This window comes from Streptomyces sp. NPDC090445 (assembly GCF_044769385.1).
Taxonomy (GTDB): Bacteria; Actinomycetota; Actinomycetes; order Streptomycetales; family Streptomycetaceae; genus Streptomyces.
In genome coordinates this window covers 501848-520302 of the sequence record NZ_JBIVXV010000003.1, presented here as the reverse complement: position 1 = coordinate 520302, position 18455 = coordinate 501848, and the positions used below count along the sequence as shown (strand labels likewise).

Sequence of the window (18455 nt, the reverse complement as noted above, 5' to 3'; positions counted from 1 at the left end):
GCAAGCTGGGCGAATGCAGCCGATGCAGCCCGTGCAGCCGCGCCGAGCAACTCCGCCCCTGCCGTTGATCCTTGCCGCGGTGATGCTGACCGCCGGGTGCGTGTCCGTGCGGCCGTCCGCATCCCAGGCCCCGGCCGCCCCGGAGCCCGCCGGGGCCGGGATCCGGCAACCGGCCGTGGCGGCCCTCCCGTTGACGCCACTGCCGGAACCGACGCCGACACCGGCCTCCCCGACTTCCCCGTCCGCGGCGGAAACTGACGCTCCCGCACCGCCCGCCGAACCGCCACCGCGCCGGGCCGCGGACCGGGACCGGCCCGCCGCGCAGTCCAAGCCCGGGTCCTCCGCCACGGCCCCGTCGGCGTCCTCCCGGTCCGCGTCCGGGTCCAAGCCGCGCAAGCGGCCGCCCGCACAGCCGCGGCCCGGGCCCGGCCCGGGCCGCGGCTACGACATGGGACCCCTGTGCGAGGCGGCCAAGGGGACCGTCGCCCCCGAGATCGCCGCCCTGTGCCGTTGAGGAGCCGACTTCCGATGGACACGCAGGGGACGGACGTGACGGGCGGGACCGAGCCGCGGCGGCACGCGTGGCGGATCGAGGCGGACGAGTACGCGCGTCACGAGCGCCGCCGGGGCCACCGCCACGCGTACACCGAGCTGCCGGGCGAGCGGACCGCGCTGGTCGTGGTCGACATGGTCCGCTTCTTCGTGGCGGGCAGCGGGTTCGGGCTGGGCATCGTGCCGCAGGTGCGGGCCCTCGCGCACGGGACCCGGTCGGCCGGCGGCACCGTGGCCTGGGTCCTGCCGGCCGTGGCGGCGCAGCCCACCCGCTGGGCGGTGGACTTCTACGGGCCCGAGGTCGCCGAGCGCTACCGGCTCGCCGGGGGCACGGGCGCGGTCACGGACCGGCTGTGGCCCGAGCTGGTTCCGGCTCCGGAGGATCCGGTGGTGGAGAAGCACGCCTCGTCCGCCTTCTTCCCGGGACGCTGCCCCCTGCCCGAGGTGCTCGACGACCGCGGTGTGGACACGGTGATCGTGTGCGGTCTGGTGACCAACGTGTGCGTGGAGGCCACCGTGCGGGACGCGGCGACGCTCGGCTACCGCGTGGTCCTGGCGGCCGACGGGTGCGCGACGCGCAGCGACGCCGCCCACAACGCCACCCTGGCAACGGTCTACCGCAGCTTCGGCGACGTCCGCCCCACGGCGGACATCCTCACCCTCCTGGCCGGCCGGCAGGACTGACGCCGAAACCGCGCGGGCAGGCCGGCGGGGCGGATATTGGGTGGAGGGGGCCGGGTCGGAAACCTACAGTGACCTGGCACCACGTTGCCGAGCAGGAGCCGTTCATGCGCACGCACTACCCCCGCACCCCGCACCTGCCGTGGTCGCCGGGGACGACGGCGGACGACGTACGCGCCGCAGGGCTCGCGGGCCTCGCCGGGCGCGAGGTCGTCGTGACCGAGAAGCTCGACGGGGAGAACACCACCCTCTACGCGGACGGCCTGCACGCCCGCTCCCTCGACTCCGCCCACCACCCCTCCCGCGCCTGGGTCAAGGGCCTCCAGAGCCGGATCGGCGCAGGCATACCCGCCGGCTGGCGGGTATGCGGGGAGAACCTGTACGCGCGGCACTCGATCCCGTACGAGGACCTCGACAGCTGGTTCTACGGGTTCTCCGTGTGGGACGGCGAGCAGTGCCTGGACTGGGACCGCACGGTGCGCTTCCTGCACGGTCTCGGGGTGCCCGTCCCGCGCGTGCTGTGGCGGGGCGTCTTCGACGAGCGCGCGCTGCGCGGACTGCGCGTCGACACCGCCCGCCAGGAGGGTTACGTCATGCGGACGGCGGACGGCTTCGCCCGCGCGGACTTCGGGCGGTGCGTGGCGAAGTGGGTCCGCGGCGGGCACGTGCAGACCGACACGCACTGGATGTACGCCCCCGTGGTGCCGAACGGGCTGGGCCCGCAGGCCGCCCTGTGGGCGGTGCGGTCGGGCGCCGAACCGGACACGGCCGGACTGTCGGCCGCCCTCGGCCTGGAGAGCGGCCCCGGCGACGGTGTCGATCCGGTCGTCGCCGAGGTGGCGGGCCGGCTCGACGCGCTGGGCCGCACCGGGGACGCCCGGCTGGCCGGCGTCCTCGCGGCCCTGCTGCACCGCACCCCGCGGGCCCGCGTCGCGGCGCGGCTGGCGGCGGGGCCGCTCGGCATGCCGCAGGCACGCCGGGTCGCCGACCTGGTCGGGCTGTACCCGCGGCTGCGGCGGCCGTTCCCGGACGAGCTGCGCCGGGCCGGGCTGGTCCGGATGGCCTCCGCGGCCGACCTCGGGGCACTGCACGCGCTCGCCGCCGCCGCAGGCGGTACGGCGGACTCCGGGGCCCGGGACTGCGTCGAGTGGTCGGCGCTGTACGCGCAGGAGGAGGGGCTGTTCGGCCCCGACCCGCTCGGCCCGCTCCGGGCCGGGCTGCGGACGGCCCTGGCGGACCTGGACCCCGACGCGGCGGACCGCTGCTGGGCCGAGGCCCGCGAGGCCTTCGCGCGCGGCGGGATATCCACCCCCGAGGAGGCGGTGGCCGCGACCTGGCGTTGGCGGGACGGCAACCACCCGCGGCTGGTCCAGCTGTGCGGGCCGTCGGGCAGCGGGAAGAGCACGTACGCCCGGAGCCTGCCGGGCGTGGCCGCGTACATCAGTCTCGACGATCTGCGGGCCGCCCGGGGTTCCCGGGCCGACCAGCGCGCCAACGCGGACGTACTGCGCGAGGGCCTGGACCGGCTGGACGCGGCGCTCGCCGCCGGGGGCACCGTCGTCTGGGACGCCACCTCCCTCACCGCGCAGCAGCGGGGGCTGGCCGGCGCGGTCGCCGCCCGCCGCGACGCCCTGGTCACCCATGCGGTGGTGCTGGTGGAGGAGGCGGAGCTGCTCCGGCGCAACGCCGTACGCGCCCACCCGGTGCCGCCGCAGGTGCTGGCCTCCCAGCTGCACCGGTTCGACCCGCCCCGTCCGGGGGACGGGCAGGCGCACCGCATCCGGTACATCGGCGCGGGCGGCACCGTCGAGGACACCGCCGGAACCCTCGGCACGACGGACGGGGACCGCTGATGCGCACCAGTGAGCAGCTGTACCACCAGGTCCGCTGGGACCCCCGCTTCGACCCGGCGCGGTTCGTCCTCGGGCTGCACCAGCGCGGGGCGCCGCCGAAGCGGATCCCGCTGCCCGCGTTCGTGCCCGGCGGCGACATCCCCTGGCACCGGGTGCTGTTCGTCGAGGCGGACGGCGAGCTCGTCTGGGACCGGGCCAGCGGCCTCGACGTCATCGACTCCACGCGGGCCGGGCGGGTCCGTGCGCCGCGCCTGCTGCGGGCACCGTTCTTCACGGCCCGCACCCCGCACGCCTGGGATCCGGCGGACGGCGCCTGGCGGCCCGCCGGGACTCCCCCGCCGGGCGCGGCGGAGCCGGGTCCGGGGGCGGATCCGGGGCCGGGCCGGGTGCGGCTGCTGACCTGGAACACGCTGTGGGACCGGTACGACGCCCCGCAGATCGCCACGGCCCGGCGCAGGCCGCTGCTGCTCGCCGCCCTGGAAGCCGCCGACGCCGACGTCATCGCGCTGCAGGAGGTCGAGCCCGAGCTGCTCGGCATGCTGCTGGCGCAGCCGTGGGTGCGGGCCGGGTACACGGTCGGGACCGATCCGGCCGGCAAGGACGTCGACACGAGCGGGCTGCTCCTGCTCAGCCGGCTGCCGGTGGCCGAGGCCGGGCTGCACCTGCTGGGGCCGTACAAGGCCGTCGCGGCGGTGACGGTGCACACGGCCGGCGGTCCGCTCGTCGTGGCCGGGGTCCACCTGACGAGCGATCACACCGAGGGCGGGGCCGAGCGCCGCGGTACCGAACTGGACCGCATCCAGGAGGGGTTGAACGGCATCGACGCCGATGTGGCGCTGCTCGGCGACTTCAACGACGGCCGCGGCGGACCGGACGGACCCGCGGCGGTGCTCGCCATGCGGGACGCGTGGACCGAGGTGCACGGGGCGCAGGACGCCACACCGACGTTCGACCCGGTGGCCAATCCGCTGGCCGCGGTGGGCTCGCTGTCGGGACGGGCCGGCCGGCTGGACCGCGTCCTGCTGCGGTCGGCGGCCGCGGAGGTGCGCCGGGCGGCACTGCGGGGGGACTCCCCTGCCGCCGCCGACGGCCTGTTCGTCTCCGACCACTACGGGGTCGAGGCGGTACTGGACTTCACGGGTGAGGGCGCCGGAGCCGAGGCGGAGGCGGCGTCCGCGGCCGGTTCGGACGCGCGGCGCGCCGTGCTCGACGCACGGGCGACCGCGCACACGGCCGTGGCGTGGCTGCCCCCGCACCATCCCGCGGTCGAGGAGCTGCGCCGGGACCACGACCCGGCGGCGGACCGCTGGCCGGCGCATGTGAACCTGCTGTTCGGCTTCGTTCCCGAGTCGTCCTTCGAGGAGGCGCTGCCGCTGCTGGCCGAGGCGGCCGCGGCGACGGCCCCGTTCGCGGTGCGGCAGGCGGGCGTGCACAGCTTCGGGAGCCGGGAGGACGCCGTGCTCTGGCTGGACCCGGCCGCCGCCGGCGAGGCGCCGTGGCAGGAGCTGCGGCGGGAGCTGGCCGCGCGGTTCCCCGGCTGCCGGGGGCGCGGCGAGGGGTACACGCCGCACCTGACGCTGGGCCGCAGTGCGGATCCGCAGCGGGCGCTGGCGGAGTTCACGGCGCGGCTGGGCGGCGCCGGGGCCTCGTTCCCGGCCCGGGTCGGGGAGCTGGCGGTGCTCTCGCGGCGCGGGGACGAGCCGATGCGGGTACGGGCGACGGTGGAGCTCGGGACGGGCACGGTCCACTGGCTGCCGGAACAGCCGGGCCCGGTCGCGGTCCCGGGGCCGACGGACGCCGAAACCGAAACCGAAACCGCCGCCGAAGCCGACGCCGACGCCGACAGCGGCCACGACCCCGACTGCGGCCTCGGCCGTGCCGCGCAGGCCGTCACCGCCCGCATCGCGCAGGCCCTGGCCGACGGGGTGGTCCACGTCGCCGGATCCCGGCGCATGGGCTGCGCCCTGCCGGGGGCGGACCTGGACCTGGTCGCGGCACTGCCCGGCACGGTGGACCTCGCGGACGTACGGGCCCGGGTCGCGGCAGCCGTGCCGCAGGCCGCGGACCGGATCCGGGAGGTGACGGGCGCCCGGGTGCCGGGGCTGCGGCTGCGCGCCGACGGGCTGGACGTGGACCTGGTGGTCGTCCCCACGGGGGCGGTGGATCCGGCGCAGGCGGTGCGGCGCCGGGCGGAGCTCGGCGCCGCGGCGGCGGTCGCGCTGAGCGCGGTCAGCGATGCCGAGGCGGTACGCGGCTTCGTGGGCTCCGACGGGCCCCGGCAGGCGGCCTTCGCAGAGCTGGCCCGGCAGGTGAAGGCCTGGGCCCGGATCCGCGGCCTGGACTCGGCGCCGTTCGGCGGGCTGCCCGGGCTGGCCTGGACGGTGCTGGCGGCGCGGACGGTCCGCGACGCCGCGGACCTGTCCCCCGCGGCCCTGCTCCGGGCGTTCTTCGGGACCTGGGCCGCCTGGGACTGGCGCACCCCGGCCGGTCTCTTCCCTGCGGGTGGGTTGGCGTCCGTGGACGACCCCGACCCGGTCACCGTCCTCACGCCTTCGGAGCCGGTCCGCAGCTGCACGGCCCAGGTGGGCCCCGGCCTGCGCGACCTGCTCGGCCAGGAGCTGTACCGGGCCTGGGAGCTCCTGGATTCCGGCGCCGGGCCCGGGGAGGCGGGAGCCGGGCTCCTCGTCCCGCCGCCGCTGCACCGCCGGCACGCCGCCTGGGCCGTGGTGAGCGTACGGGGCCGCGGCCCGCGGGAGTTCGAGGAGTCGCTGGGCCGGGCCCGGGGCCGGATGCGGGCCCTGCTCGGGGCGCTGGCCGAGGCGGGGGTCGGGGACGCGCACGCCTGGCCGCGCCCCTTCTCTGCCTCGTCCCTTTCGGCGGACTTTGCGATCGGGCTCGGCAGTCGGCCGCCGGACGCGGCCCGGCTCGCGGCCGCGACGTCCCCTTGGTGCGCCGGCCTGCCGGGCGTCGAGGTGTTCCGAGCGCGCTGCGGTTCGGTGCCCACCCTGTCCTGAGGGGTGGCTCCGGACGGGCGGAGCAGAGCGTCCCGGCGTCCCGTCGGTCCGTCCTTCCGGGGCGGGGAGGGGGGAGGGCGGGCTTCGGGCCCGGCCCGGCTCCTCCGGGGTTCAGAGGGTGATGATGATCTTGCCTGCGGTGTGGCCCTGCTGGTTGAGGTCGAAGGCCGCGGCGAGCTCCGCGAGGGGGAAGGTCTCGGCCACCGTCACCTTCAGCCGGCCGCTGTCCGCGAGCCGGCCCAGCTCGGCGAGGTCACTGCCGACGGGCCTCACCCACATCCACCGGCCGCCCGCGCCCAGCACCGTGTGGTCGGCGATGGAGGCGTGGCGGCCGTCCGGTGCCAGGACCGCCGTGGTGACGTCCAGCACGCCGCCGACGAAGTCCGCGCCCACCGTGACGCCGTCGGGGGCGAGCCCCCGGACGCGGTCCACCAGGCCCTCGCCGTACTCGACGGGCTCGCAGCCGAGCTCGCGCAGCCGGTCGTGGTTGCGGGGGGACGCGGTGCCGATGACCCGGGCGCCCAGCGCCCGGGCGATCTGCACGCCGAAGGATCCGACGCCGCCCGCGGCACCGTGGATGAGGACGGTGTCGTCCTCCCCCGTGCCGAGCCGTGTGAGCAGCTGGTAGGCGGTCAGCCCGGCCAGCGGCAGCCCGGCGGCCTCCTCCCAGCCGAGGGAGGGCGGCTTGGGCGCGAGGGCCCGTACGGGGACGCTGACGTACTCGGCGAAGGTCCCGCCGTGCACATGGTCCTTGCGGGCGTACGCCATCACCTCGTCGCCGACCGCGAACTCGGGGACGTCGATCCCGACCCGCTCGACCGTCCCGGAGACGTCCCAGCCGGGCACCACCGGGAACAGGACGTCCATCAGGCCGTCGAGCCCGCCCCCCATGATCTTCCAGTCGACGGGGTTGACCCCCGCGCACCGGACTTTGACGAGGACCTCGCCGGGAGCGACCTTCGGCAGCGGCAGCCGGGTCTCGGAGAGCACCTCCGTCCCGCCGTACCTGTCGTACGCCATCGCCCGCATGGTGTCCTGGGACATCTGTCCGACCTCTCCGTGAGCCCCGTGAGCCAGCCCCGATCTGTGGAACCGTCGGTTCCTCATCCCACCACGAAAGGCCGCTCCCGCCCCGTCAGGCCACGCCACGCCCCCGCGCCCGGTGTCACTCGTACTCGGTGCCGCCCTTGCGCGTCAGGTACGCCGGGCTGACCGCCTTGGCGATCGCGCGGCCGCCGACGACCGGGCTGTACCGGTCGACGGCCGGGCGGATGACGACGCCCTCCCGCAGGTGGGCCTCCCGCCCCGACACCGTCTCGCGGCCGGTCGCCCGCTCCAGCACCGTGTCCAGGTCGTACGGGCCCTCGTACAGCCGCGGTACGAGCGGCAGCTCGCCGTCCGCGAAGAGCTCCGCCGGGTCCAGCCAGCGCACCTGACCGTCGATCTCGGCCGACACGTCGAAGACGGCGTACCCGGGAGGCGCGTCGGCGGTGCGCGCGTCCGTCCCGTACGCCAGGTCCTGGACGCCCGCCCCGTACACCTCGCCGAAGACGCCGATCCGGGTCGCGCCCAGCCGGTCGGCCAGCTTCGCCGCGACCTCGGGGACGCCGTGGCCCCGTACGGCCCGCCAGTACAGGTTGCGCTCGTCCTCCTTGAGGGCCAGGCCCTTGGCCCCGAAGCCCTTGGAGGAGACGAGGACGCGTCCGCCGTCGGCGAGGTACGTCATCAGACAGGCCGTGCCGTGCAGCTTCTCCGTGAGGACGACCGGCTCGCCGGGCTCGAAGATGTGCGGGTAGCGCTGCAGGTTCTCGATGTCGACCCACGGCAGCAGGTCGGCGGCGGCCTCCACCTCTCCGCTCATGGTGGTCGGGACCGGCGGCGCCCATTTGGTGATGCCGAGCAGCTCCGCGAAGTCCGTGCCCTCCTCGGCGGCCCGCGCCAGGTCCACGCCGTCCAGCGCCCGCGGCCGGCAGACCAGTCCCTGCGAGAGTTCGCCGCGCAGCCGGACCGCCTTGACCCGGTCGGCGCCGGACCCGGCGAGCCGGCCGGTCAGGCCGAGCTCCTCGATCAAGGCGGCGGGCAGCACGGCCTGTTCGGGTATGTACAGCGCGAACTCACCGCTGCGATAGGCCCCCTTGGCGACGACGGCGCGGTAGAGGCCCACTTGGGCCAGTTCCAGCGCATCGGCGTTGGGGTGCTCGTGGACGGTCAGCTCTTCGACGGTGACGCGCAGAGTGGACATGGGCGGCTCCTCGGACGGAGGCGAACAGGACACCACCCACTTTCCGTTGGGGTATTTCCGCTGGTCCAGCGGAATTAGCGGTGCTAGCGTCTCTGATCAGTCAAGCGATCCCATGCGAACCGTTGGGTTCGGTGTGGGCGCGGCACCCGCGACGCCTGCTCCAGCTCGAACACGTCGGCCGGGAGACGCCCGTCCTCGCGCTCGTAGGAGACGATCTGACGGGTGCGGGAGCGGATGCTGCTCGACGGCAGGTACTGCCCGCCCGGTATCGCGGCCCGCACGGTGTCCCACTCCTGCGGCGTGCGCTTCCTCGGATCGGCAGGCCAGGCGGCCAGGATCCCGGCGGCCACGCCGGCGCGCCACTTCACCGAGCCGGGGCGAGAACCTCGCCGGTCTTCTCGTCCACGCCCGACCGGACAAGAGCGCGGACGCAGGCGGTGCGGGGCGTCTCGCCCTCGCCCAGCGGCAGCTTCCGGCTCACTGCCAACCCTCGCTCTCGCCCGTGGTGCTGTCATCCGATCAACGACACCGCCACGAAAGGGTCACGCATACGATCCACGAACCCACGAACGACACCGGCACCAGACACACGGCATGACACCGACGAACGACACATCACCACGGATCCCGAAAGAAACACGTGAACCTACACAACCCCCGGCCGCTCGGACGGTGCGTCAGCCTCCGAACGCGGCCCGGGTGGCCGGTCCGTAGACGCCCGTCGGGTCGCCCTTCACGTCCCGGTCGCGCTGGAGCTGGGCGACACCGCGCTTGGTCTGGCCGTCGTAGACGCCGGAGACGTGCACGTACGTGAAGCCCTGCCCGTACAGGAGCTGCTGCAGGGCGGTCACGTCCGGCCCGCGGTCGCCCATGCGCAGCGTGTCGCGCTGCCCCGGCGGCGTGGCAGCCGACGTGCTGGGCGCGGGCGGCTTCTCCGAGGGGCTCGCGGACGGGCTGGGCGAGGGCGACGGGCTCGCGGTGCCCCGTGCGGACGGGGTCGGCGTGGGGCTGCCGTCGGCGCCGGGGTTGCTGCCCGGGAGCTCCGGGACGGACAGGTCGGGCCGCTGGGTGGAGCGCTCGTTCTCCGGTTCGGAGTCGCCGGGCCACAGCGCCAGGACACCGGCCGCGCCGAGCAGGAGCAGGGAGCCCGCCGCCCACGGGAGCCGGCTGCCGCGGTCCCGGCGGCGGTCGTCCGGGCGCCCGTGGCGGGCGTGCCGGCGGCCGGACCGCGCGGCCGCGGGTGCCGTGGCGGCCTCGGGTCCGGGGGTGTCGGCGGGCTCCTCGCGGCCGTGCGCGGACCAGGAGGCATCGAACGCGGCCGCGGCCTGCCCGGCTTCCGGCTGCGGCCCGGCCTCCGGCCACGGCCCGGGCGCCGGTTGCGGTCCGGCCTCCGGCTGCGGTCCGGGCGCCGGTTGCGGCCCGGCCTCCGGCCAGGCAGGCATGGCCGGGTCGGCCGCGGGGGCCGGGCCGGCGGGTGCGAGCGCGGGGTCCTCGGGGGCGGGCCCGCTGTCATCGGGGTGGTGGGACACGGTGGTCTCCCGGGGCGGGGCGGGGATCCGGGCGGCGGTACGGTACCGCCGCCGGACCCGGCGCCCTGCGCCGGTCAGGCGTTGCGCCGCCGCGCGGCCGGAGCCGGAGCCTGAACGGGAGCCGCCGGGGCGGTGGCCGGGAGGCCGGTGGCGCGGGTCGTCGCCGGGACACGCGGGAAGCGAACCGGTTGGGGCATCTGGGCTGTCTCCGATGTGCGACTCGTGTGGTGGTCCTCTTGTCTGCCTGACCGGCGCACTCTTGCCGCCCGGGACGGCTGCGGTCAAGCCTGCTGTCCGAACTGCCCCATCCGTCCGGCGCGCCGGACGGTGGTGACCGTGCGGAATGCGGTGGCCAACAGCCCGGCGGCACCGCAGGACGCACCGACCACCCCCCTGCACGGACAGACGTTCGAAGACGTCGCCCGCACGTGTGAACGGGGCCGCCGGGTCGTCCCGGCGGTGCGGCATCGTGGTCGAATGCAGCTACGCCGGGCCCTGCCCCTGTCCCTCGTCGCGTTGCTCGCGAGCACCGGCTGTGCCTCGATGGGCTCACCCCCGGCCCCGCCCGCGCCGCGCGGTCCGCTTCCGGCGCGTGCGTCCGTACCGTCGGCCGGGGCCCAGACGACACCGCGCGGGCCGTCCCCCGCGGCGCAGCCGCCCCGCCCGACGCCGACCTCGGCCCCGCCGCCGTCCCGGCCGCAGCCGCCGCAGCGGGACCCGGAGCCGGAGCGGCCGCCGGTCCCGGCGGAGGACGACACCGCACCGGCCACCGCTGCGGGTCGGGCGTCCGCCGTACGGCCCGTGAAGCCGCCCGCGCCCCGCAGGGCGCACCCGCCGGGCCCTTCACCGCGCCGCACCCTGCGCCAGCAGCACTCCCCCGCGCCCGCACCGGAGCCGGCACCGGTGCCGGTGCCGGTCCCGGCCGCCGGCGGGGAGGAACCGTGCGGAGCGGCGGAGGGTGCCGTACCGCCGTCGATCGTGGACCTGTGCATGCGGCAGTACGAGCGCTGACGGGCGTACGGCGCGACCGGCTCAGGAGGCGGACGTGCGGCGGGCGCGGACGGCCGCGCAGCGCCGGACGGTGTTCCGGCGGGCGCTGCGCAGGCGGCGCATCGCCGTGTGGCTGCGCCGCCGCCACTCGCCGCGGGGCAGCCCGGCCCGCTGGCCCCCGCTGGTGATGAGCGCGTTGACCGGGGTGTGCGGATCGGCGGCCATGCCCTTGGCCACGAGGACGCCGACCACGAGCGGCAGCAGCGCCACGGCCAGGGCCGAACCGGCCACGGTCACGTGCTGCAGGCGCGGGCGGGGGGAGCTGGGCGGGCAGTGCGCGCCGCGCGGGGCGTCGGAAGTCATGCCCCCATTCGACCAGCGGCGGGCCGGCGCGGAATCGGTACGGATACTCAGACGGCCGGCCGTGACGTACTCATGAGCCGTCCTCATGACCTTTACTCGTACGGCGTACTCGGCAACGGCGTACCCCCACGCACAGCGGCGGAAGGGCGGTGGACGATGGCCTCACCGGGGCAGGGGTTCGAGCCGGCGACCGGCGACGGTCCGGCCGTTCCGGCCACCGCCGAGCGGGCGGGCGAGGTGCGCACGGCGTACCAGGGCCTGCTGCAGATCCGCCGCATGCTGGGCGGCGGGACGGGGGCGGCGGTTCCCGCCCCCTGGGAACGCCGGCAGATGCCCCGCGCGGTGGCCCTCGCGCTGGAGGCGGCCGGCCTCCCGTCGTCCGCGGTGGACGCGGAGGGCCGGCGGACGCGGACCGGGTACCGGGTGGCGCCCGGCCCGCCGCCGGGCGGCCGGGTCGAGGTGACCTGGGTCGGCCCGCCGGGCGGCGGTGCGGCCCTGGAGGAGCAGGAACGGCTGGCGGCCTGCGCGGCGGCGCTGGAGGCGCTGGGCTGGGTCTGCCTCCTCTACCGCGGCCCGCGCAGGCGCCGGTTCCTGGAGGTCGAGCCCCCGCGCTGACCGCGCCGCCCCCTCACCGGTCGGCGCCAGGGATCAGCGGTACCGCTCGGCGAGTGCCGCGACCGTGTCGGCGAGGGCGCGCCGCAGCTCGGGCGGGCCGAGGACCTCGGCCTCGGTGCCGAGCCGCAGCAGGTCGCCGACGGCCACGGACTGCGCCTCGACGGACAGGCGGACCACGACCCAGCCGTCGGGGTCGGCCGGGTCGACGGGTTCGGCGTCGGCGAGGGCGCGGGTGCCTGCCGCCCCGAACTGCATCGGCAGCAGGGCCCGGCCGCGCGGGGAGAGCCGTACGAGGGCGGTCTGATGGCGCAGGGCGTCGTTCAGGCGGCGGGTGGATTCCTCCCAGTACGCCACGAGGTCGAAGCCCGGCGGGCGTGCGAAGCCTGCGGGGGCGGTGTCCACGTCCCGGAACCGCGACACGCGGTAGGTGCGCAAGCGGGTGTCCCCGCCCTCGGCCCCGGCAGCCCCGGACCCGGACCCGGACCCGGACCCGGACCCGGACCCGGACCCGGACCCGGCCGCCACGAGGTACCAGATGCCGCCCTTGAGGACGAGCCCGAGGGGGTGCAGGGCGCGGCCGGTGCGCTCCTCGCCGTTCCAGCGGCGGTAGCCGACGACCAGGACGCGCTGGTCCCAGACGGCCTGGGCGATCCGCGCCAGGTGCGGGACGGGGTCGGCGTCCCGGAACCAGGCCGTGGCGTCGAGGTGGAAGCGGCCTTCGAGGCGCCGGGCCCGGTCGGCGAGTGCGGCGGGCAGGGCGGCCTGGAGTTTCAGCCGGGCGGCGGCCAGGTCGGCGCCGAGGCCGAGGTCCTGCGCGGGTCCGGGCGTGCCGGCGAGGAAGAGGGAGTCGGCCTGGGTGTCGGTGAGGCCGGTGAGGCGGGTGCGGTAGCCGTCCATCAGCCGGTAGCCGCCGGCGGGTCCGCGGTCGGCGTGGACCGGGACGCCGGAGGCGCCGAGGGCCTCGATGTCCCGGTAGACGGTGCGGACCGAGACCTCCAGTTCGGCGGCGAGTTCGGGGGCGGTCATGCGGCCGCGGTTCTGCAGCAGCAGGAGCAGGGACAGGAGGCGGTCGGCACGCATGGGGCCATTGTCCGCAGCACGTCCGGGATACCTGCCGGGGATACCTGACAGAGGGTGTCAGGTATCCCCGGCAGGCTGGTCCCGTGCCGGGCGGGGAACTGGATCCCGCCCGGCCCGTCGAGCACCTGGAGGTACCCCATGTCCGTCCGCACCACGGGCCGTTTCACGTTCGCCGACTGGGAGGAGCAGCCGGTCGGCCCGGCCGGCTCCGTGCCGCGGATCGCCCGCGCCACGGTGGTGAACTCGTTCACCGGCGGCGTCGAGGCCGAGGCGACGACCTGTGCCTACACGATCGTGTACACGGGGGAGAACGTCGGCTCGTACACGGGTCTGGAGCTGCTGTCGGGTGCCGTCGACGGCCGCAAGGGTGCCTTCGTCCTGAAGCAGCACGGCACGTTCGACGCCGGCGGCACCCGGTGCGGCTTCGAGGTGGTGCCGGGCTCGGGGACGGGCGAGCTCGCCGGGCTGACGGGGTCGGGTTCGTTCGAGTACCGCCATGGCGACACCTCGGTGGAGTACGTCCTCACCTACGACCTGTGAGGAGGCGGGTGAGGACGTACTCCACCGGCGCCCGCGCGGCTACGGCGCGCCGAAGGTCAGCGTGAGCTGCGGCGTCCCCTCGTTGGCCTGGGCCTCGGAGGACCACAGCCACAGGGCGTCCGTGCCGGAGCCGGTCAGGGCGAGGCCGTAGCCGGTGCCCAGTGCGGCCCCGACGGCCGCCGTGGACAGCGCCGTGGTGTGCACCGCGGAGCCGTCGGGGACGCCGGCGAAGCTGCCGACGGCGGGGCCGCCGAGCGCGGGCCGGTTGTCGTACGTGGTCCCGCTCTCGCTCCAGGCTCCGGTGACCGGGACCACCGACACCGTGTCGGCGGTGCCGGCTCCGCTCATCGTGCTGGTCTTCACGGACAGCACGGCCGACTTCAAGGCCGTGCCCGCCGGCGCGGCGGGCAGGTTGAAGCGCAGGTGGCTCTGGTAGAGCGGGGTGCCGCGCACGGCGAGCGACCCGGACGTGCCGTAGTTGGTGTCCGGGGCGCCGGCGTTCGCGTACGTGTCCTCGGCGGCGGTGACCCGGACGACGGTGTCGGCGGGGGCGGAGGCCAGGGCGTAGTGGTTCTGGACCTGCGCCGGGCTCAGCACGCTGCCGTAGACGGCGGTCTCGTCGAGCCGGCCGGCCCAGAACTCGCTCGCCGGGCGGTTCGGCCAGCCGCCGAGGCTGTCGCCGCCGGCGTGCCAGTAGCCCGCGTAGTTCTCGTGCGTGGTGACGGCGAGGGTGCCCTGCTGCACGCCGTCGACGTACAGGGCCATGCCGCCGGGGCCCTGGGTGGCGACGACGTGGTGCCACGTGTCGTCGTTGTAGGCGCCGGCGGTGGTGATGGTGCGGGTGGCGCCCGTGTAGACGCCGTAGACGAGGCGCCCGTCGTTGGTCATGTAGACGTGCTTGTCGTACTGGCTGCTGCCGCGGGCCTGGTTGTTGCCGAAGCCGACGAGCTTGCCGCCGCGGGTGGTGCCGGTCCTGAACCAGGTCTCCACGGAGTAGCTGCTGCCGATGGTCTGGCGGCGGTCCCCGTAGATGCGGGTGTCCGTGCCGTTGAAGCCGATGGCCGTGCTCGCGCCCGAGACCGCGGCCGGGGTCTGGCGCAGGGCCGGGGCATTGTGGTGCACGCCGTTCTGGTTGCCGCCGGCCGAGGAGTCGGCGGCGTACGGCAGGACGGTGTCGTCGTGGCGCCAGTACAGCTGGGCGCCGTCGGAGCGGACGCGGTCGGCGTAGGCGTCGGCCGACTGCGGCACGGTCACGGTCGCGGTCGCCGACAGGGCGCTGGTGTTGCCGGCCGCGTCGGTGGCGCTGACCCGGTACGTGTACGTCTGGCCGGGCGCGGCGGTGGTGTCGGTCCAGGACGCCTGCGGGCGCTTGAAGAACAGCGAGTCGGCGGTGACGGTGGCGATCGGGGTGGCCGCGCCGTTGCGGTGGATCCGGTAGGTGAGGGTGCTGTCGTCGAGGTCGAGGCTGGTGCGCCAGCGGACCTGCACCTCGCCGGGCCGGAAGCTCGCCGCGCTCGCGACGGGGGTGGTCGGCGCGCCGGTGTCCCCGGTGGAGGCGAACCGGGACAGGCTCTGCTGTGCCGCGCCGTTGACCGTGGTGAACTCGCCGCCGACCCAGAGGTACTGGACGCCGCCCCGGGAGCCGACGGCCATCACGCGCGGGCCGATGCCCTCGCCGATGCCGTCGTTGGTGTCGGGGGCCCAGCCCAGCTTGCCGGTGCCGGTGGTCGGCTGGGCGAGGAGGTGGTGGCGCTGCCCGTCGGGGAACTCTCCGACACCGGAGCAGTCGTGCGCGTGCGAGGCGCTGTAGAGCACGCTCCGGTACGGGAGCACGGCCTGGGTGGCGCCGAGGCAGGTGTCGCGCCAGCGCTGGCCGAAGTCGGACAGGTTCAGCGCGATCCGGCCGTCGAAGACGCCGCCTCCGGTGCCCTCGTTGGCGGTGTAGAAGCCGGTCGCGTCGGTCGCGATGTCCTTGACGACGGAGTTGGTCTCGATGAAGTTCGGGTACGCCCTGGTGAGCGCGCCGCTGGCGGCGTCGACGACGGCCAGGGCGTGCGTGTTCACGCCGTTGACGGTGAAGAAGTCGCCGCCGAGGACGACGCCCCGGCCGTCCGGGGTGACCTCGACCGCCCGGCCCGGCTCGTCCGCGTCGGCCCGGAAGGGCTTCAGCGCGCCGTCGGACGCGGCGACGGCTGCGAACCGCTGCCGCGGCTGCCCGGCGACGGTCAGGAAGTCGCCGCCCGCGTAGACGGTGTCGCCGGTGACGGCCAGGGCCCGCACGGTCGCCGCGAAGGCGGGGCGGAAGGACGGCTTCACGGTGCAGGTGGCCACGTCGACGGCGGCCAGGCTGGAGACGGGGGTGCCGTTGACCGCCCCGAAGTAGCCGCCCGCGTAGAGGGTCTTCTTGTCCGGGGAGAGGGTGAGGGCGCGGACGGTGGCGGTGCCCGAGCCGATGGTGAAGGACAGCTTGCAGGACGTCGGGGCGCCGGTCGCCGCGTCGAGCGCGACGAAGTTCACGGCCGGCTGCTCGGTGCCGGCGCCGCCCTCGGGCGGCCGTACGGCGGAGAAGGTGCCGCCGGCGAAGACCGTCCCGCCGGCTTCGGCGAGCGCCCAGACGACGCCGTCGGGCTGCCAGGTCGGCAGCGCGTCGGCGGTGAAGGCCACGGGTGGGGTGACGGCCGCCGCCTGCGGGAGGAGGCCGAGGCCGACCCCCGCGGCGGTCCCGGCCAGGGACAGGGCGAGCGCGGCCGCCGCCCCTCTGGATCTGCGCATGAGACCCCCAGTTGGGTGTGCACCCGATCGCTGTGCGCGGTGCGGTGGCGGCCGGAACGGGGCGCCGTCCCGCCCCGGCCGTGCGTACGGGCGCACCCTAGGCCGAATCGCCGGTCCGTTCACCACACTTGGCATATTGGATGCAAAATCGCCCGGCCCGGGTCAGGGGGTCGGCAGGGGGCGGCAGAGCAGGGCAGCGGGGGACGGGCGGGAGGCGAAGCGGGTGGTGAAGGCGATGCCCGCCGCGTACTCGGAGGGCAGGCACTGGCCCTTGTAGTGGCCGGACGCGTAGTCACCGCCGGGGCCGCCCGCCGGGCGGTTGTCGCCGCGGTCGAACCACACCGTGCGGCCCCCGCCGGCCGGGAGGGCGGTACGGGCCGGTGCGCAGAGCGCCGCCGACACCCGCGTGCCGCGCAGGCTGTGGCCGATCAGGAACTGTCCGGCCGGGCACTGGAACTTGGTGTACCCGGTCGCCCAGTCGCCGCCCGCCGGGACGTGGGACTCGTCGCGGACGACGGTGTGCGCGCCCGCCGGGGCGCGCAGGTCCGCGTCGGTGCACAGGCCTCGGCCGCCGGTGTGGGACAGGCCGGCGAGGCGGGAGCCGTCGGGGCAGACCGCCTTGCGGGCGCCGCTGTCCCAGTCGCCGCCGGCCCGGGTCAGCAGGGAGGCGTTGTGGTCGCGGTGGTCGGTGGTCAGCTGGTGCCAGCCGGGCACGGCGGGCACGGTTCCGGTGCGCCCGGGGGCGGTGGCGAGGGCGTTCCACGGCGCGGTGCGCCAGTCGGCGGCGTCGAGCACTCCGGAGCGGCGGCCCGCGGCGTCGTAGCGGAGGATCGCCCAGCTGTCGCCGCCGGGGGCGCCCTGGGCGGTGGTGCTCCAGCCGACCAGCGGCCAGTACGCGAAGTCGGCGTCGGCGGCGGCCAGCAGGCCGGTGAGACGGGGGAACCAGGCGCGCGGGCGCTCGCCCGTCTCGTCGGCGCCGATGCCGAACTCGCTGATCCAGACGGGTGCGGTGAAGTGCGTGCCGGTCTCCGCGGAGACGTAGAGGGCCTGCTCGTACACGGCCTGCTGCAGCTCGGCGGGGCTCAGGTCCTGGTAGCGCGGGTCGCTGGTCTCGCCCAGGCCGGTCGCGCCGCTGTGCCGGGGGCCCGTGTAGCCGTAGAAGTGGGCCGAGTAGACGAGCTTGTTCGAGACGACGAGGGTGTGGGAGAGGGTGCGGACGGGGGTGAGGGCGGGGCGGCCGTGCGGGAAGCCGTTGACGGGGATGCCGGTCCAGTTGATGCCCTCGACCACGATGAGCAGGTTCGGGTTGGCCTCGGCGAGGATCCGGTCGCCGGCCTCCTGGGCGGCGGCGTGCCAGTCGTGGTGGTCGCCGAGGCCCCAGTTGGGGTCGTCGAAGGTGTCGCGGCGGACCTCGTTGTAGAGGTCGGCGCCGACCACGCGCGGGTTGTCGCGGTAGCGGCGGGCGAGGAACACCCAGTCGTCGGCCCACTGGGCGGTGGTGCGGCCGCTGTTCCAGCGCTCGTTGCCGTCGAGGCCGCAGCACCAGCGGGTGGTGACGGTGTGGTTGTTGAGGATGACCGCGAAGCCCGCGTCGGTGAGCGCGGCGACGACGGCGTCGAACACCTGGAGCGGGGTCCGCCCGCGCAGGGCCGGGTTGGCGGCGACCGCCGCGTCGGGGACGGGCGCGGTCGTGCGGAGCATCTCGTTGGAGAAGGGCAGCCGGATGCTGTTGAGGCCGAGGGCGCGGAAGTCCGCCAGCAGGGTGGGCAGGGGCACCCGGTCCAGGCCCAGGGGGATGCCGTGCGCGTTCTGGCCGGAGTGGTGGGCGGCGGGGTCGTTGCGGTCGCCGGAGCCGGTCCAGGAGCCCTGGGCGCCGTCCCAGTTGCCGGAGCGCAGGCGGAAGCGGTTGCCGTGCGCGTCGACGATGTACCGGCCCCGGGTGGACAGCGGCGGCGTCCAGCTCTCGGCCGGAGCCGCCTGCGCGGCCCGGCCCTGGCCCCCGGCCCGGCCCTGGTCCCCAGCCCGGCCCTGGTCCGCCGCCGTGGCCTGCTCCGCCGCCCGGGCCGCCGGGGCGGCGACGGCCGCGGTCGGGGCGGCGAGCGCCGGCAGGGCCGACGCCAGCAGCAGAAGGGTGGTGAGCAGGGGGCGCACACGGCGGCTTTTCATCGGGCTCCTGCCGGTTCGGGCCACCCGGGCCGGGCGACTGCCGCGGACAAGTTACCGG

Annotated in this window: 14 protein-coding genes; 6 read left to right on the top strand and 8 right to left on the bottom strand. The window is 76.1% G+C overall.

Annotation, left to right across the window (positions count from 1 at the left end; all coding sequences use genetic code 11):
- Positions 1–13: 13 nt before the first annotated feature.
- The 4 genes from ACIQUT_RS10360 (at position 14) to ACIQUT_RS10345 (ending at position 6100) form a co-directional block, all read left to right on the top strand.
- Positions 14–514, top strand: a complete 501-nt coding sequence (locus tag ACIQUT_RS10360; RefSeq protein ID WP_403561460.1) for a hypothetical protein — start codon at positions 14–16, stop codon at positions 512–514.
- A gap of 14 nt (positions 515–528) precedes the next feature.
- Positions 529–1236: a cysteine hydrolase family protein gene (locus ACIQUT_RS10355; protein WP_403561458.1), complete on the top strand. Its 708-nt coding sequence runs from the start codon at positions 529–531 to the stop codon at positions 1234–1236.
- Between the two features lie 104 nt (positions 1237–1340).
- Positions 1341–3086 carry an RNA ligase family protein gene (locus ACIQUT_RS10350; RefSeq protein ID WP_403561456.1) on the top strand — a complete coding sequence of 582 codons (1746 nt, stop codon included), beginning with the start codon at positions 1341–1343 and terminating at the stop codon, positions 3084–3086.
- Positions 3086–6100, top strand: coding sequence for a poly(A) polymerase (locus tag ACIQUT_RS10345; protein WP_403561454.1), 3015 nt, complete (start codon positions 3086–3088; stop codon positions 6098–6100). The genes ACIQUT_RS10350 and ACIQUT_RS10345 overlap by 1 nt, the downstream gene beginning before the upstream one ends.
- 111 nt (positions 6101–6211) lie before the next feature.
- On the opposite strand, the gene ACIQUT_RS10340 is transcribed toward ACIQUT_RS10345, so the two are convergent.
- From ACIQUT_RS10340 to ACIQUT_RS10320, 5 genes are all read right to left on the bottom strand, one after another.
- Entirely contained in the window at positions 6212–7129 is a 918-nt protein-coding gene (locus ACIQUT_RS10340) for an NADP-dependent oxidoreductase (RefSeq protein ID WP_403561676.1), read from the bottom strand.
- A 136-nt stretch (positions 7130–7265) separates the two neighbouring features.
- Positions 7266–8342, bottom strand: coding sequence for an RNA ligase (ATP) (locus tag ACIQUT_RS10335; RefSeq protein ID WP_403561452.1), 1077 nt, complete (start codon positions 8340–8342; stop codon positions 7266–7268).
- A gap of 83 nt (positions 8343–8425) precedes the next feature.
- On the bottom strand, positions 8426–8710 hold the full coding sequence (locus tag ACIQUT_RS10330; protein ID WP_403561450.1) for a hypothetical protein: 285 nt from the start codon (positions 8708–8710) through the stop codon (positions 8426–8428).
- A 309-nt stretch (positions 8711–9019) separates the two neighbouring features.
- Positions 9020–9871, bottom strand: coding sequence for a peptidoglycan-binding protein (locus ACIQUT_RS10325; protein ID WP_403561448.1), 852 nt, complete (start codon positions 9869–9871; stop codon positions 9020–9022).
- 1032 nt (positions 9872–10903) lie between these two features.
- Positions 10904–11224 carry a hypothetical protein gene (locus tag ACIQUT_RS10320; protein WP_403561446.1) on the bottom strand — a complete coding sequence of 107 codons (321 nt, stop codon included), beginning with the start codon at positions 11222–11224 and terminating at the stop codon, positions 10904–10906.
- A gap of 156 nt (positions 11225–11380) precedes the next feature.
- Between ACIQUT_RS10320 and ACIQUT_RS10315 the strand changes: the two genes are divergently transcribed.
- Entirely contained in the window at positions 11381–11839 is a 459-nt protein-coding gene (locus ACIQUT_RS10315) for a hypothetical protein (protein WP_403561444.1), read from the top strand.
- A 33-nt stretch (positions 11840–11872) separates the two neighbouring features.
- Here the strand turns inward: ACIQUT_RS10315 and ACIQUT_RS10310 are convergent, their stop codons facing one another.
- Positions 11873–12919: a helix-turn-helix transcriptional regulator gene (locus tag ACIQUT_RS10310; RefSeq protein ID WP_403561442.1), complete on the bottom strand. Its 1047-nt coding sequence runs from the start codon at positions 12917–12919 to the stop codon at positions 11873–11875.
- A 138-nt stretch (positions 12920–13057) separates the two neighbouring features.
- Here ACIQUT_RS10310 and ACIQUT_RS10305 point away from each other — a divergent pair, with 138 nt between their 5' ends.
- Complete coding sequence (locus ACIQUT_RS10305; RefSeq protein ID WP_403561440.1) at positions 13058–13459, top strand: DUF3224 domain-containing protein; 402 nt, start codon at positions 13058–13060, stop codon at positions 13457–13459.
- Positions 13460–13498: 39 nt separating this feature from the next.
- Here ACIQUT_RS10305 and ACIQUT_RS10300 read toward each other — a convergent pair whose 3' ends face one another.
- Both ACIQUT_RS10300 and ACIQUT_RS10295 read right to left on the bottom strand, forming a co-directional pair.
- On the bottom strand, positions 13499–16231 hold the full coding sequence (locus ACIQUT_RS10300) for a DNRLRE domain-containing protein (protein WP_403561438.1): 2733 nt from the start codon (positions 16229–16231) through the stop codon (positions 13499–13501).
- Between the two features lie 162 nt (positions 16232–16393).
- Complete coding sequence (locus ACIQUT_RS10295; RefSeq protein WP_403561436.1) at positions 16394–18397, bottom strand: glycoside hydrolase family 5 protein; 2004 nt, start codon at positions 18395–18397, stop codon at positions 16394–16396.
- Between the last annotated feature and the right edge of the window lie 58 nt (positions 18398–18455).